The sequence below is a fragment of the Ruegeria sp. AL12 genome (assembly GCF_056540885.1).
This window is the reverse complement of the sequence record NZ_JBQFXN010000001.1, coordinates 602,147-616,506: the sequence shown is the minus strand read 5'-3', so window position 1 is coordinate 616,506 and position 14,360 is coordinate 602,147. Positions and strand designations below refer to the sequence as shown.

At 59.3% G+C, this 14,360-nt stretch carries 11 protein-coding genes; 5 read left to right on the top strand and 6 right to left on the bottom strand.

What is annotated here, in order from left to right; translation table 11 throughout:
- The first annotated feature begins 38 nt into the window (after positions 1-38).
- Entirely contained in the window at positions 39-482 is a 444-nt protein-coding gene (locus ACR0C6_RS03085) for an aminoglycoside phosphotransferase family protein (RefSeq protein WP_480618210.1), read from the top strand.
- Here the strand turns inward: ACR0C6_RS03085 and ACR0C6_RS03080 are convergent.
- The 3 genes from ACR0C6_RS03080 to ACR0C6_RS03070 all read right to left on the bottom strand — a co-directional run bounded on the left by ACR0C6_RS03080 (position 479) and on the right by ACR0C6_RS03070 (position 5,513).
- On the bottom strand, positions 479-2,968 hold the full coding sequence (locus ACR0C6_RS03080; protein ID WP_152458276.1) for a penicillin-binding protein 1A: 2,490 nt from the start codon (positions 2,966-2,968) through the stop codon (positions 479-481). The genes ACR0C6_RS03085 and ACR0C6_RS03080 overlap by 4 nt on opposite strands.
- 94 nt (positions 2,969-3,062) lie before the next feature.
- Positions 3,063-4,283: an N-acetylmuramoyl-L-alanine amidase gene (locus ACR0C6_RS03075; RefSeq protein WP_480618208.1), complete on the bottom strand. Its 1,221-nt coding sequence runs from the start codon at positions 4,281-4,283 to the stop codon at positions 3,063-3,065.
- 66 nt (positions 4,284-4,349) lie between these two features.
- Positions 4,350-5,513 (bottom strand): pyridoxal phosphate-dependent aminotransferase, encoded by a 1,164-nt coding sequence (locus ACR0C6_RS03070; protein WP_224852903.1) that lies wholly within the window; start codon positions 5,511-5,513, stop codon positions 4,350-4,352.
- A 22-nt stretch (positions 5,514-5,535) separates the two neighbouring features.
- Between ACR0C6_RS03070 and ACR0C6_RS03065 the strand changes: the two genes are divergently transcribed.
- Genes ACR0C6_RS03065 through ACR0C6_RS03055 form a run of 3 tightly spaced genes read left to right on the top strand, consistent with a single transcriptional unit; the run spans position 5,536 to position 8,753 of the window.
- Positions 5,536-6,894, top strand: coding sequence for a M48 family metalloprotease (locus ACR0C6_RS03065; RefSeq protein ID WP_480618207.1), 1,359 nt, complete (start codon positions 5,536-5,538; stop codon positions 6,892-6,894).
- Positions 6,891-7,649 carry a DsbA family protein gene (locus tag ACR0C6_RS03060; RefSeq protein ID WP_480618206.1) on the top strand — a complete coding sequence of 253 codons (759 nt, stop codon included), beginning with the start codon at positions 6,891-6,893 and terminating at the stop codon, positions 7,647-7,649. Before ACR0C6_RS03065 ends, ACR0C6_RS03060 begins: the two co-directional genes overlap by 4 nt.
- Positions 7,650-7,673: 24 nt before the next feature.
- The gene (locus ACR0C6_RS03055) at positions 7,674-8,753 is read left to right on the top strand and encodes an agmatine deiminase family protein (RefSeq protein ID WP_480618205.1); all 1,080 of its coding nucleotides are present in this window, start codon (positions 7,674-7,676) and stop codon (positions 8,751-8,753) included.
- A 9-nt stretch (positions 8,754-8,762) separates the two neighbouring features.
- On the opposite strand, the gene ispG is transcribed toward ACR0C6_RS03055, so the two are convergent.
- The 3 genes from ispG to hemA form a co-directional block, all read right to left on the bottom strand.
- On the bottom strand, positions 8,763-9,884 hold the full coding sequence (gene ispG, locus ACR0C6_RS03050; RefSeq protein ID WP_480618204.1) for a flavodoxin-dependent (E)-4-hydroxy-3-methylbut-2-enyl-diphosphate synthase: 1,122 nt from the start codon (positions 9,882-9,884) through the stop codon (positions 8,763-8,765).
- Positions 9,885-9,955: 71 nt separating this feature from the next.
- The gene (locus ACR0C6_RS03045) at positions 9,956-11,161 is read right to left on the bottom strand and encodes a helix-turn-helix domain-containing protein (protein ID WP_152458283.1); all 1,206 of its coding nucleotides are present in this window, start codon (positions 11,159-11,161) and stop codon (positions 9,956-9,958) included.
- A 129-nt stretch (positions 11,162-11,290) separates the two neighbouring features.
- On the bottom strand, positions 11,291-12,514 hold the full coding sequence (gene hemA, locus ACR0C6_RS03040; protein ID WP_152458284.1) for a 5-aminolevulinate synthase: 1,224 nt from the start codon (positions 12,512-12,514) through the stop codon (positions 11,291-11,293).
- Positions 12,515-12,839: 325 nt separating this feature from the next.
- Here hemA and ACR0C6_RS03035 point away from each other — a divergent pair, with 325 nt between their 5' ends.
- Positions 12,840-14,225: a dipeptidase gene (locus ACR0C6_RS03035; protein WP_480618202.1), complete on the top strand. Its 1,386-nt coding sequence runs from the start codon at positions 12,840-12,842 to the stop codon at positions 14,223-14,225.
- Positions 14,226-14,360: the final 135 nt, after the last annotated feature.

The following is a 14,360-nucleotide window of genomic DNA, read 5'->3' as shown; positions in this document are numbered from 1 at the left end:
TCCCAACTTGCTCAATCAGGCCTGCGTGATAGCAAGAGGTGCGAGACACCACAAGACGGGCTGAGCGTGAATGCAAGGCACATTCCAAGAGTTTCTGGACCGATGGGAATTGCATCAACCGGAACTGGTTGCCGAGACAACCCCCGCCGGTGCCCCTGCACGGGGATCTTCACCTGGACAACATTATTCTGACCCACAATGGCCCGCGGGTTTTCGATGCCAAAGGATATGCAGCAGACCCGGCCTTTGAACTGGCAAATGCACTGCGGCACCCAAAAGGCATGACCGATTTGGTGCGCGATCCCCGGCAGATCGAAACCTGCCTGTCGCTCTATTCCGAAGCCATGAATGTTTCCAAGAAACGGCTGGCCCAATGGGCAGCCGTCACATGCACCTTGTCCATCTGCTGGCGATCCGACGGTGCCATCGAAAAGGACCCGGAAGCCGACCTTTTGCGCCTTTTTCTGGACGCGGCCGATTAGTAAAGACCGCCGGTACTCAGATCGCCTTGGGTGGCCTTGGGGCCGACCGTGATGGTTTGACCGGTGGAGGTTTGAACCTGCACACCTGCGCGCTGCGCTTCCTCGAACAAAGGCAGGTCGGAACCAATCGCAAAACCACCGTCATAAACACGGTCGATGAACCCATCGACACCGTCGCGGAAGAATTCGGCCACGACATAGTCACCGGTGGCGTCATCCGGCAGGCGGGCGCCGCTGAAACGGTCGATTTTGATGAAGTGACCACCTTCTGGAACTTTGAATGGCCCACCGCCATACTTTTCGACGGCTTTTTCCATGAAGCTCTGGAACACCGGGCCACACAAGGTACCACCATAAGCCCCCCGCCCCATCGGGCGCGGGCGGTCGTAACCGATATAGCAGCCCGCCACGATGTTCGAGGTAAAGCCGATGAACCACGCATCCTTGGATTCGTTGGTGGTTCCGGTCTTGCCGGCCGTCGGCACCGGCAGGTTCACATAGCGCGAGGCGGTGCCGCGATCCACCACGCCTTTCATCATGGACGTCAGCTGATAAGCCGTGATGGCATCCATGACCTGCGCGCGGTCCGTGACAAGGGTTGGGGCCTCGTCGGGCTCGAGCCAGGTCGAGTTGCAATTCAGGCATTGGCGATCATCATGACGATAGATGGTCTTGCCGAACCGGTCCTGAATACGGTCGACCAGAGTGGGTTCAACCCGCTGACCCCCGTTCGCGAACATCGCATAAGCCGCGACCATCTTGTACAGCGTCGTTTCTTCGGACCCCAGCGAGTTTGCAAGGAACGCGCCCATCCGGTCATAGACGCCAAAGCGTTCGGCGTAGCCTGCAACCACCGGCATCGTGACCTCTTGGGCCAGACGGATGGTCATCAGGTTCCGCGACTGCTCGATCCCGGTGCGCAAGGGAGTCGGCCCGTAGAACTTGTTCGACGAGTTCTTGGGCCGCCACAAGCCCTGTGGCGTGTTCACCTCGATCGGTGCGTCCACCACGATGGTTGCGGGGCTGTATCCGCTGTCCAGCGCGGCGGCATAGACAAAGGGTTTGAAGCTGGACCCCGGCTGGCGCTGTGCCTGCGTGGCGCGGTTGAACACGGTATCCTGATAAGAAAACCCGCCCTGCATCGCCAGAACGCGGCCCGAGTTCACATCCATCGCCACAAAGGCGCCCTGAACTTCGGGCACCTGACGGGCAGACCACTGCCCCTCTTCGCCCTCGACAACAAGGATCACATCACCGCGTTTGAAGTTCGCCGCAAAATCACCCTGCATCCACTTGATATCGGACCGCGGAATAGTGCCATCCGCAGGGCCGTCTTCGATCCCGACGGTAAGTTGCTGATCCGAGACATTCAGAACCACGGCGGGATACCAGCGGGTCGGCAGCACCACATCGCGCGGGATTTCCAGAAGCGACAGTGCCTCGCGCCACTGTGCCTCATCCGCAAGTTTTTCTTCCGGAATCACTTCGCCGGTGCCGCGCCATTTCCCGCGCGACCGGTCATATTTTTGCAACGCCGTGCGCAGGGCCTTTGCGGCCTCGACCTGCATTTCTTCGTCCACCGACGCACGAACCGTGAAGCCGCCGGTAAAGAACTCACCTTCACCAAAGTCCTCGCTCAGTTGGCGACGGATTTCGTCGGTGAAGTAGTCACGCGGCGGCAATGCGGTGCGGAAGCTTTCGAAATCGCCGTTCTGAACCGAGCGCAGCGGCATCTCGACCTCGGACTCATAGGTCGCCTGATCGATGTAACCGTTCTGGTACATCTCACGCAGCACATAGTTTCGGCGGGCCAGCAGGCGTTCCTTTTCCCGAACCGGGTGGTAATCCGACGGCGCCTTGGGCATCGCGGCCAGCATCGCGGCTTCGTGCGGGGCAAGTTCCTGCAAGGTCTTGTTGAAATAGGTCTGTGCAGCGGCCGTCACACCGTACGAGTTCTGACCCAGAAAGATCTCGTTCAGGTAGAGCTCAAGGATCTGCTCCTTGTCCAGGGTATCCTCGAGCCGGGTGGCGAGGATGATTTCCTTGATCTTGCGTTCTGCCCGGCGGTCGCCCGACAACAGGAAGTTCTTCATTACCTGCTGCGTAATGGTCGATGCACCCCGCACGGTCCCGCCTTTGGTGCGCACCGCTTCGACACCTGCCGCGACAATGCCGCGTGGGTCGTACCCCTGATGGGTATAGAAATTCTTGTCTTCCGCCGAAATAAACGCCTGCTTCACCAGATCGGGAATTTCCGCGGACGGCGTGAACAGGCGGCGTTCCTGCGCGAATTCGTCGATCAACTGGCCTTCGCCCGAATAGATCCGGCTGATCGTCGGGGGCTTGTACTGGGCCAGGGATTCGTGGCTGGGCAGGTCCCGGCCATACATCCAGAACACCGCACCGATCACCAGTGCGACCATGAAAATACCCAAGGTAACGATACTGAAGATCGCCCCGAAAAACGAAAGAATGAACCGGATCACGTTACTGCCTTTTTCTCGCGGTGGTGCCTATATAGTGTTGCACCGCCCAAGGGTCAAAACACCAAGCGTATTCTAGCCGTTTTGCGTCGCAAGGTCACTGGCCAATCAGGGATTTGCGGATCACATCCTGCTGACGCCAGTCTTCGATCCCCTGAAAGATACCCAAGGCCATTTTCGCCCGCCATTCCGAATCCCTGAGGTTTTCTCGATCTCTGGGGCTCGACAGAAATCCAAGTTCGACCAAAACAGACGGAATATCGGCCGCCTTGAGCACCGAGAACGAAGCGGTCCGCAGCGGTTTACGGTTCATCGGCCCGCCTTGCTGGGCCATCCCGTTGGCGATCGCGCTGGCCAAGGACCTGGTCCGCGGCATCGTTTCCTGGCGCGCCAGATCAAGTAGAACATCGGCCACCTGATCATCGGCACCATTCAGATCGATACCCGAGATCAAATCCCCCCGATCATGCCGCTCGGCCAGTTTTGAACTGGCCACATCCGAAGCATCGGCCGACAGGGTATAGACGGCAGCCCCATGGGCCTGACCTTCCGAAAGGGAATCCGCATGCAGCGAAATGAACAGATCCGCGCCAGCCCGATGCGCCAGGGCAATCCGGCGCTCCAACGAGACGAACTGGTCGTCAACCCGGGTCAGGACCACCTCATAACCTCCTGATCGCAAGAGAACTTCGCGCAGTTCGCGGGCAAAGGTCAGCATCAGGGTTTTTTCATCAACGCCGTCGATTTCGGCACCCGGATCAATCCCGCCATGCCCCGGATCGAGCATCACGCGCAACGGCCTGTCTGCCGAGCGCGCCGATGCCTGCGGCACATCAGCCGGTTCCGGCAGGTCCCATCCCGGGTTGCGCGGCGCACCTGCGGTTGCGTTGAACGTATCAAAATCCGTACCCTTGAGGTTGAGAGACAGCAGAGCCGCCCCCGAATCCTCGGCAACTGACAATACGGCAGTGTCTACGGCCATCGGAGCGCCCAGTTCCAACACCAGCCGCGACCAACCCGGAACATAGGCTCCGAATTGCACGCCGCTGACGCGTTCGGATTGCAGGAAATCCTTTCGGTTCAGCCCGGTCCAATCCACTTCGTTGAAGTCCAGAACCATCCGGTACGGATCCTGCAAGGTGAAGATCCGGTACGGCACCCCCTGGCTCAGGCCGATATCCACGCGAACGCCAGTTCGCCCCACATCCGTGATGCGGCTTTGGTCGGGCTGAACGCGTGCCAGCGCGCTGAAATCCTGCGCGACGGCACTGCCGCACAGCGCCCAGATCAGGGCGATGCAAATGAAGATCCTGCTCATGGCCTCAAGTTTTCCCGAGATCGTTTGCCGGGCAGCCTATACCACAAGGGCTGATTTGTGAACGGCTCAGGCAGGTTCCCCGATCACCTTCCGCTGGGTCATGAACAGGCGCAACCGTTCCAGCCCGTCCTGAATGTCGGCCGTCGAACGCGCATAGGAAAACCGCAACGTCGTATGGCCGCGTTGCGGATCGAAATCCAGACCCGGCGTGACCGCGACGCCGGCCTTGTCCAGAATCTCGGCCGCAAATGCGCGGCTGTCATCGGTCAGGTCAGACACGTCGGCATAGACATAGAAAGCCCCGTCCGGAGGTGCGATTTTCGTAAAGCCCGCCTTGGGCAGCCCGTCCAGCATCAGGGCGCGGTTTCGGCGGTACACGTCCAGATTGGCTTGCAGCTCGTCCTCGCAATCCATCGCGGCCAGTGCGGCAACCTGACTGGCATGCGGCGCGCAGATGAACATGTTCTGGGCTATCCGCTCGACCACGCGCACCTGATCCTCGGGCACGACCATCCAGCCCACGCGCCAACCGGTCATCGAGAAATACTTGGAAAACGAGTTGATCACATAGCACTCATCCGTCAGTTCCAGCGCGGTCACGGCCTTGGCCTCGTATTCCAGACCATGATAGATTTCGTCGCTGATGAAGGATGCCCCCTGCCCGTGTGCGGCTTCGATCAGCGACCCCATGGCGGCGTGATCCAGCATCGTGCCGGTAGGATTCGCCGGAGACGCCACCATCAGCCCCTTCAGGCCCATTCCCTGAATATCCGCTGCCACGGGTTGCAGACGGTTTTCAGGCGCGGTCGGCAGATCGACCGGCACCAATCCAAGTGCCCTGAGAATCTGGCGATAAGACGGATACCCCGGCGCACCGATTCCGACGCGATCCCCGCTGTCGAACAATGCCGTGAAAGCCAGCAGAAACCCGCCGGACGATCCGGGCGTGATGACCACGCGCCCCGGGTTCAGGTCCACATCGTACCACTCACCATAAAGCTGCGCGACACGCTTTCGCAGCGCAGGCAAACCCAGAGACACCGTATAGCCCAACGGGCTTTGATCCATCGCTTTCGCCAGCGCCTCGGTCGCACCCTTGGGGGCGCCGGTTCCGGGCTGGCCAACTTCCATGTGAATCACATGTCGGCCCGCTTCTTCCGCACGGCGCGCGGCCTCCATCACGTCCATCACGATGAAGGGATCGACCCCGGACCGGGTTGAGTTTCTCATACCCATCTCCCATGTTGCAGCCATGGCTTTTGAACGCGTATCCCGGCTGACGTCAATCCCGGCTCTGATACTGTCGGTTGTCGTCTGGCTGACGGCGGCAACGCAATCTCATGGGCAAAGCCTGATCCGCGACCCCGATATCGAGCATGGCCTGCGCGAGCTGGCGTTTCCGGTTCTGCGCGCCGCCGGCCTGAACACCAACCGGGTTCAAATCCTTGTGGTCAATGACAACACGTTCAATGCCTTCGTCATCGACTACAACGCGATCTATTTGAATTACGGGCTGATCCTTACGGTCGAAAGCCCCGAAATGCTGCAAGCGGTGATCGCGCATGAGGCGGCGCATATCGCGAATGGTCATCTGGCCCGCCGCGCCGAAAACCTGAAGGCGGCGCGGCGCAATGCGGGCCTTGGTACCGCTTTGGCCCTGCTTGCGGCTGCGGCCGGAGGGGGTGAAGCCGCCATTGGCATCGCCGCAGGCACCCAAGGCGCCGCAATCCGCAGCTTTCTGGGCCATACCCGCGCCGAAGAGGCCTCGGCCGACCGAAGCGCCGCAAGCTATCTGCGATGGGCTCAGATTTCCCCCAGCGGCATGGTCGAGCTGCACAGAAAATTCGCGGGTCAGGAATTGCTGAGCGTCGCCAATCAGGACCCGTACATGCGGTCGCATCCCACCAGTCGTGAACGATTGCGCGCCGCCGAAGCGTTTCTGGATGAGTTCGGCGACAAGGCCGTTCCGAATGCCAATGCCGATTACTGGTTTGCCCGCGTCAAAGGCAAACTGTCGGCCTTTTTACGCTCACCCAGTTGGACATTACGGCGCGCCAAAGAAGAAACCGCTCAGGACATCCGCCTGATGCGCGAGGCTTCGGCTTATCATCAGAACCGTGATTTGGATCGCGCGCGTCGTGCCATCGACGAGGCACTGGCGCTGCGCCCGAACGACCCCTACTATTATGACCTGAAAGGGCAAATTCTGCTGGAAAACAGGCAAATAGGCGCGGCTGTTGAAGCGTATGGGAACGCTGTTGAAATGGCTCCGAACGATGCGCTTATCCTGGCTGGATACGGGCGGGCGTTGCTGGCGCAGGGTCAAACCAAACAGGCCCTGAGCGTGCTGGAAAAAGCCCGCGCCCGGGACTACCGGAACGCCAGGCTGTTGCAGGATCTGGGTGTGGCCTATGCTCAGGTTGGCAATGATGGTATGGCATCGACCGTGACGGCAGAGCGGTATGCGCTGCAAGGGCGGTTGAAAGATGCCGAAATTCACGCGAAACGCGCCGTGGCACGACTGCCCGAAGGTTCACCGGGTTGGCAAAGGGCACAAGACGTGTTGATTGCGTCGGAACGACTCGACAAAGACAAAAGGAAACGGAAATGATCCTCAGACATGCTGCACCCGCCCTTCTGGGGCTTTCCATGGCAGCGACCTCGGCGCAGGCGCTGGACTTGAACGCGATGAACGATGCCGAGAAAGCGGAATTTGGTGCCCAGGTGCGCGAATACCTGCTGGAAAACCCCGAAGTGATCCTCGAAGCCATCAACATTCTGGAAGAGCGCAATGCCGTCGCCGAAGCTGCTGCGGACAAAGAACTGGTCGCCGCCAATGCGGATGAACTGTTCGATGACGGGTACAGCTGGGTTGGCGGCAACCCGGATGGCGACATCACGCTGGTCGAGTTCATGGACTACCGGTGTGGCTATTGCCGCCGTGCCGTTCCCGAAGTTACCAGCCTGCTGGCAGAAGACGGCAACATCCGCCTTGTGATCAAGGAATTCCCCATCCTGGGTGATGCGTCCGTGCTGTCCTCACGTTTTGCCGTGGCCACCAAACACGTGGCGGGCGACGACGCATATAAGCAGGTCCATGATGCCCTGCTGGAATTCACCGGCGAGCCAAGCGAAGTTGCCCTACGCCGCATCTCGGACGGTTTGGGGCTGAACAGCGACGAGATCATCGCGGCGATGGACAGCGATCGCGTCACGGATGAGATTGCGCGCACCCGTGCTCTGGCCCGGCGGATGCAGATCTCGGGCACGCCTTCGTTTGTGTTGGGCACAGAGATGCTGCGCGGCTATTTGCCAGCCGATCAGATGCAGCAGATCGTTGACGGTATACGTGCCGAACGCGGCTGAGGCCGGAACTGTCGGCAACATGCCATGAAGCGGCGGGAATTTCTGGTGGCCGGAGGAGCGTTGAGTATGACGGGTTTCTCTGGCCAGTCTATTGCGCAGTCCGCGACAGGCTTCCACGTGCCGGCCGAAGACGCCCGGCATGAACGCACTTTCATGCAATGGCCGGTCAGCCGAACCGTCTATCCCGACCCCGTTTTTCTGGAAATGGTACAGGGGACCATTGCGGAAATCGCAAACACGATCTCTGCTTTTGAACCCGTCACAATGCTCGCCGGATCGGAACATCACGCAGACATCAGCAAACGGCTTTCTGCGGCGGTCGAGATCTGGGATGTCCCGACCGAAGATCTGTGGTGCCGGGACGCAGGCCCGGTCTTTGCGATCAACGACCGTGGCGCGCTTGCGGTCCAACAGATCCAGTTCAATGGGTGGGGAAGAAAACAGGTTCACGCACATGATGCGAAAATTGCCGGCAGAGTGGCCGAAACGCTGGGTCTGCCCCTGTTGCCGACCGGGCTGATCGGCGAAGCCGGTGGCGTCGAGCAGGATGGGCATGGGACACTTATGGCGCATGAAAGCTCGTGGGTGAATGACAACCGCAATCCCGGCCTCACTCGGGACGAGATCGAAGCCCGGTTGTTGGCGGCCTATGGGGCCAAACGCATGATCTGGTCCGAAGGTGTCTGGGGCGAAGACATCACCGACTATCACATTGACAGTCTGGCCCGCTTTACCGGCCCCGGTCGCGGCATCATCAACTTGCCGGATGAACCGGACAAAGATGATCCTTTCCACATGGCCGCGCTGGACACCCATGATCGTCTCATTGCCGCGGGCATCAACATGGACGTGATACCCGAGCCGCATTTCCGCCGTGTCGAAGACCCGGATTTCGTGGCCTCTTATGCCAATTACTACGTCTGCAATGGCGGTGTGATTGCGGCCCGGTTCGGAGACTCGGAAACAGACAGGATCGCGTCGGAAACGCTTGCAAGGCACCACCCTGGGCGTGAAGTCGTGACGCTTGACGTGGATGTGCTGGGAGAGCTTGGCGGCGGCATCCATTGCGCCACACAACAGATGCCGGTTTTTCAGATGTCGTGAAGAAACAGGCTATTCAGCCGCTTCAGCCGCCGCATCCAGTTCAGCCGCCTTTTTCTCGACCTCTTCCACGATGTGATCGATCATCTGGTCGTTCGACATCTTGTGGCTGGCTTTGCCGGCCAGATAGACCATGCCGGACCCTGCCCCGCCGCCGGTGAAACCAACATCGGTCATCAGCGCTTCACCCGGCCCGTTGACCACGCAGCCGATGATCGACAGAGACATCGGCGTTTTGATGTGTTCCAGTCGATGCTCCAGCGCCTCGACGGTTTTGATGACGTCAAAGCCCTGCCGCGCGCAGGATGGGCATGAGATGATGTTTACACCCCGGTGACGCAGACCAAGGGATTTGAGGATTTCGAACCCGACCTTCACCTCTTCTACCGGATCGGCAGACAGGCTGACACGGATCGTGTCACCGATCCCCATCCACAGAAGATTGCCCAGACCGATAGCGGACTTGATGGTGCCGGAGACCAGCCCACCAGCTTCGGTAATACCCAGATGGATTGGGGCGTCCGTGGCCTCGGCAATACCCTGATAAGCTGCGGCGGACAGGAAAACGTCACTGGCTTTCACACTGATCTTGAAATCGTGAAAGTCGTTGTCTTGCAGGATGCGGATATGTTCCAAGCCGCTTTCGACCATCGCTTCGGGGCACGGTTCGCCGTATTTCTCAAGCAGGTGCTTTTCCAGACTTCCCGCGTTCACGCCGATGCGGATCGAACAGTTGTGGTCGCGGGCGGCCTGAATGACCTCTTTCACGCGGGTCTCGTCCCCGATATTGCCGGGATTGATGCGAAGACAGGCAGCCCCGGCTTCGGCTGCTTCGATGCCGCGGCGGTAGTGAAAATGAATGTCCGCCACGATGGGAACCGGGCTTTCGCGCACGATCTCTTTCAGCGCCTTGGACGAACCCTCATCGGGTACCGAAACCCGCACGATATCCGCGCCCGCCTCGGCCGCGGCCTGCACCTGTGCTACGGTGGCAGCGACATCGGTGGTCAGCGTGTTGGTCATGGTCTGCACAGCAATGGGTGCATCGCCACCAACGGGGACATTGCCGACCATGATTTGACGGGATTTACGACGATAGATGTCGCGCCATGGGCGCACGTGATTGAGGGACATAAGGACGGATCCGTGTCTGCCTGAGTTGCGATTGTAGATAGTTCGGCAACCGGGTTATCGCAATGGCTAGATCACTCGGCGGGCGTTTCTGTCGCCTCGGTTTGCAGTTCCGCCACCAGTTGCTTGAGCGCACTGTTCTGTTCCGCCTCCAGATCGGCGACGGCATAGGCCTCGGACACGGCGTCTTTCGACAGAACGACACCCTTGGCGACAGTTCCCGGAGCACCCGCCGGGCCGTAGTGTTCACCGTTCATCGCGAAATATACTGATCCCGACGCGCCCGCACGCAATGTCGGCGGTTCTTCCGTCAGGGGCACTTCGAATACGCTGCCTTGCTCGACGGTTCCCAGCGTACCTTCGAAAATGACGCTGCCATCCGCAGCCGTCACACGCATCCACGCGGGATCAACTGCCACGATCTTTAGCGTGGTGTCGATCTGTTCGACCACTTGCGGCAGGGCCGGTTTTTCGACCGTGTGCAGTTCAGCCACTTCGAACTGCGGCAATTCGGGCGGGCGGAAGGTTCCAACCTCGCGCGGATCAAGCGTTGAGATCGGAGCATCCCGCGAGACCAGCACCGGAACATCCAGCGCCTGCGGACGATAGAGACGGTCCAGTGCTTCTGCGCTTGCTACTTCCGTAACATCATCTGACACGTTGCTGCGCGCCGCATCCAGCGGATCCAGATCAGACAGAACCACCGGTGCCTGTTCAACCGGGCTGACCTGTACTTGCTGAATCTTGTTCAAAACAGCCCAACCGCCATAGCCAATGCCACCGATCACCGCGAGCAAAACCAGCGACGAGCCGATTGCGCGGGGTTCAATCTGACTGACCAGAGACTCCTTGCCCGGAATATAGGGCGTATTGGGCGAAATGAATGGATCCCGCCCCATCGGACCGCGCGCAGGCAGAGCCCCGGAAGGTTTCCGCACCACCGAGGCCTCTGCGGACATGCCATGCGCGACCTCAAATCCGCTTTCCTCGCAGAAAGTCGCGAAGGTCTCATCGGGGTTCATACCCAGATAGCGCGCATAGGAACGCACATACCCGGCGATAAAGCCGGGTGTATCAAACGCATCAGGGTCGGCGTTTTCAATTGCAGCAATATAGTTGGCTTTGATCCGCAGTTCGCGCTGAACATCCAGAAGAGATTTGCCCATCGTTGCGCGTTCACCGCGCATCTTGTCGCCTAGGCGAACTTCGTAGTCGTCAAACCCTTTTGGTCTGACATCTACGTCCTCTTCGGATTCGCGCTGAGATCTGCGCCCAATCATCCCTGCTGCCCCATTCTGCCTGTCGCGTATTTCGCGTAAGTGGCGAATCATCCCCACAATGATTCGTCTACTCGTTTTGTTAGCGTAAGCTTAACACGCGGCAAACTCGTTGCACACTTTGGCGTTAGGTTATCCGGCAAGTTCGGCGCGATTTAGCGCACAATGTGACCAAAGTTCGTCCATCGCTTGCACCAGACGGTTCATTTCGTCGGGTCCATGCACCGGAGACGGGGTAAAACGCAGACGCTCGGTTCCGCGCGGGACGGTCGGGAAATTGATCGGTTGCACGTAAATGCCATAATCGTCCAGCAGCATATCGCTGAGCTTTTTGGTGTGCACCGGATTGCCGACGATCACTGGCACGATATGGCTGCCGTGGTCGATCAGCGGAAGGCCCATTCCCTTCAGCCGCAGCTTGAGGATCTTCGCCTGGGTCTGGTGCTGCTCGCGCAGCTCAGACGCGGTTTTCAGGTGCGCAACGGATGCAGCAGCCCCTGCGGCAACTGCCGGCGGCAACGATGTCGTAAAGATAAAGCCCGGCGCATAAGACCGCACGGCATCGCACATCTTTGCGCTGGCGGCGATATAGCCCCCCATGACGCCATAGGCCTTGGCCAGGGTGCCATTGATGATGTCGATCCGATGTGCAAGGCGATCCCGCTCGGTCACGCCGCCACCGCGCGGGCCATACATGCCCACCGCGTGCACTTCGTCGATATAGGTCAGCGCGCCGAATTCATCTGCCAGATCGCAGATTTCTTCGATCGGACCAAAATCACCGTCCATCGAATAGACGGACTCGAACGCGATCAGCTTGGGTGCGGCGGGATCGTCCGCCTCGAGCAATTCGCGCAGATGCGCCACGTCGTTATGACGGAAGATGCGCTTGGCCCCGCCGTTTCGGCGCACCCCTTCTATCATCGAAGCATGGTTCAGCGCGTCAGAATAGATAATCAGCCCCGGAAACAGCTTGGGCAGCGTGCTGAGCGTGGCGTCGTTGGCAATATACGCGCTGGTGAACAAAAGCGCGGCTTCCTTGCCATGCAGATCTGCCAGCTCGGCCTCGAGCCGTTTGTGATAGACCGTTGTCCCCGAGATGTTGCGCGTCCCGCCCGATCCTGCACCTGCGGCTTCGACCGCCTCGTGCATTGCGTTCAGAACAACAGGGTGCTGGCCCATGCCCAGATAGTCATTGCCGCACCATACGGTGATGTTCTGCTGCGAGCCGTCCGGGCGCGTGCGCACCGCGTGCGGAAAATGTCCGTTGCGACGTTCGATATCGATGAAGGTCCGGTAACGTCCTTCGTCATGCAGCCTGGCAATCGCTGAATCGAGCTGAGCAGTATAGTCCAACGGACCCTCCTTGAATGCCCGTTTCCGGTTTCCCTTGGGCAATTAGTCTGCCACATCCCACAGCTTAACCTGTATCAGCAGCTTTGTGTTACTTTATTCAGCTGGTTACAGCCGAACAGGTGAACCCAACTTTGATTTGCATCAAATATAAGTTTGCAATGCTCACGGCAAGTATAGTTCCGGCTATCGGACGCGTGGAAACGACGCAGCCCGCGCAACGTCATTTGCGGGCTTGTGATTGCATGAACAATTCAGATCAACCGCTCTGGACGGCGCTGTCAACGCTGCTAGGGTTCGCGCGAACACAGACAAGCAGGAGATCCCCATGTCCCTAGACACCGTGCTGAACCGGATTGACGAAGATCTGCAAACCTCTATCGACCGCCTGATGGAGCTGCTGCGCATCCCTTCGATCTCAACCGATCCCGCGTACAAGGCCGACGTCAGCCGTGCAGCCGACTGGCTGGTCGCCGACCTCAACAGTATCGGAATTGCAGCAGAAAAACGGGAAACCCCGGGGCACCCGATGGTCGTAGGCCATGTGGGCGAGGACTCGGATGCACCCCATATCCTGTTTTATGGCCATTATGATGTGCAACCTGTCGATCCATTGAACCTTTGGACACGCGACCCGTTTGACCCTGCCATCGAAGATACCGAGTACGGCCCCGTCATCCGCGGGCGCGGGGCATCGGACGACAAAGGTCAATTGATGACATTCGTCGAAGCCTGCCGCGCATGGAAAGCGGTGCACGGAACCCTGCCCTGCCGCATCACCTTCTTCTTTGAAGGCGAAGAGGAATCCGGCTCACCCTCGCTGGTCCCCTTCCTCGAAGAAAACGCGGCCGAACTCAAAGCGGATCTGGCGCTGGTTTGCGATACATCCATGGTGTCGCGAGGTGTTCCGTCGATTGCCGCGCAGCTTCGCGGCATGCTGAAGGACGAGTTCACGATCATCGGGCCCCGCATCGATCTGCACTCCGGCCATTACGGTGGCCCGGGGTTGAACCCGCTGCGCGAGCTGTCGAAGATCGTTGCCTCATTCTATGATGACGAAACCGGGCGTGTCGCGGTCGATGGTTTCTATGAAGGCGTTCATGAAGTGCCCCAGGACCAGCTGCGCCAGTGGCAGAATTGCGGTTTCGATGAAGCGGATTATCTGAATTCGGTCGGCTATACCCAGCCGCACGGCGAAAAAGCCTATTCGACGCTCGAACAGCAATGGGCGCGCCCGACACTTGAGGTGAACGGGCTGTGGGGCGGATACAATGGCGCAGGCTCGAAAACCGTTATCCCTTCGGAAGCGCATTGTAAAATCACGTGCCGACTGGTCGGCGACATGGACCCCGACGCGCTGCGCAACAAGATCCGCAAACATGTCGAGGATCGCCTGTCCCCGGATGCAAAAGTTGTCTGGGACAACGATCTGGAAGGTTCGCCCGCTTCGGTCATGAATATCGATCGCCCGGAATTCGAAGCCGCGCGCAAAGCACTGTCGGACGAGTGGGACCGCGAAGCGGTGTTTACCGGCATGGGCGGCTCGATCCCCGTCGTCGGGTATTTCAATACCGTTCTGGGGCTGGATTCGATGCTGGTCGGCTATGCCAACGAGGACGACGCCATCCATTCGCCGAATGAGAAATACGACGTCAAAAGCTTTCACAAGGGCATCCGTTCGTGGGCCCGCATTCTGGATGCTTTGAACAAGTAACGGATTTCAGCGAGGCTCTGCCTCGCGCTCCGGGATATTTGACGCCAGATGAATAAAGGATCCCTTGTTCATCTGGCCCAAAATATCCCGGGGGAGCCGCGCGCAGCAAGGCGGGGGCAGAGCCCCCTGTCCGAC

Excerpts from the sequence above, each read along its gene's own strand:
- ACR0C6_RS03075 (WP_480618208.1), bottom strand. The coding sequence starts at position 4,283 with ATGAGCAGGATCTTCATTTGCATCGCCCTGATCTGGGCGCTGTGCGGC.
- ACR0C6_RS03070 (WP_224852903.1), bottom strand. The coding sequence starts at position 5,513 with ATGAGAAACTCAACCCGGTCCGGGGTCGATCCCTTCATCGTGATGGAC.
- ACR0C6_RS03065 (WP_480618207.1), top strand. The coding sequence starts at position 5,536 with ATGGCTTTTGAACGCGTATCCCGGCTGACGTCAATCCCGGCTCTGATA.
- ACR0C6_RS03060 (WP_480618206.1), top strand. The coding sequence starts at position 6,891 with ATGATCCTCAGACATGCTGCACCCGCCCTTCTGGGGCTTTCCATGGCA.
- ACR0C6_RS03055 (WP_480618205.1), top strand. The coding sequence starts at position 7,674 with ATGAAGCGGCGGGAATTTCTGGTGGCCGGAGGAGCGTTGAGTATGACG.
- ispG (WP_480618204.1), bottom strand. The coding sequence starts at position 9,884 with ATGTCCCTCAATCACGTGCGCCCATGGCGCGACATCTATCGTCGTAAA.
- ACR0C6_RS03045 (WP_152458283.1), bottom strand. The coding sequence starts at position 11,161 with ATGATTGGGCGCAGATCTCAGCGCGAATCCGAAGAGGACGTAGATGTC.
- ACR0C6_RS03035 (WP_480618202.1), top strand. The coding sequence starts at position 12,840 with ATGTCCCTAGACACCGTGCTGAACCGGATTGACGAAGATCTGCAAACC.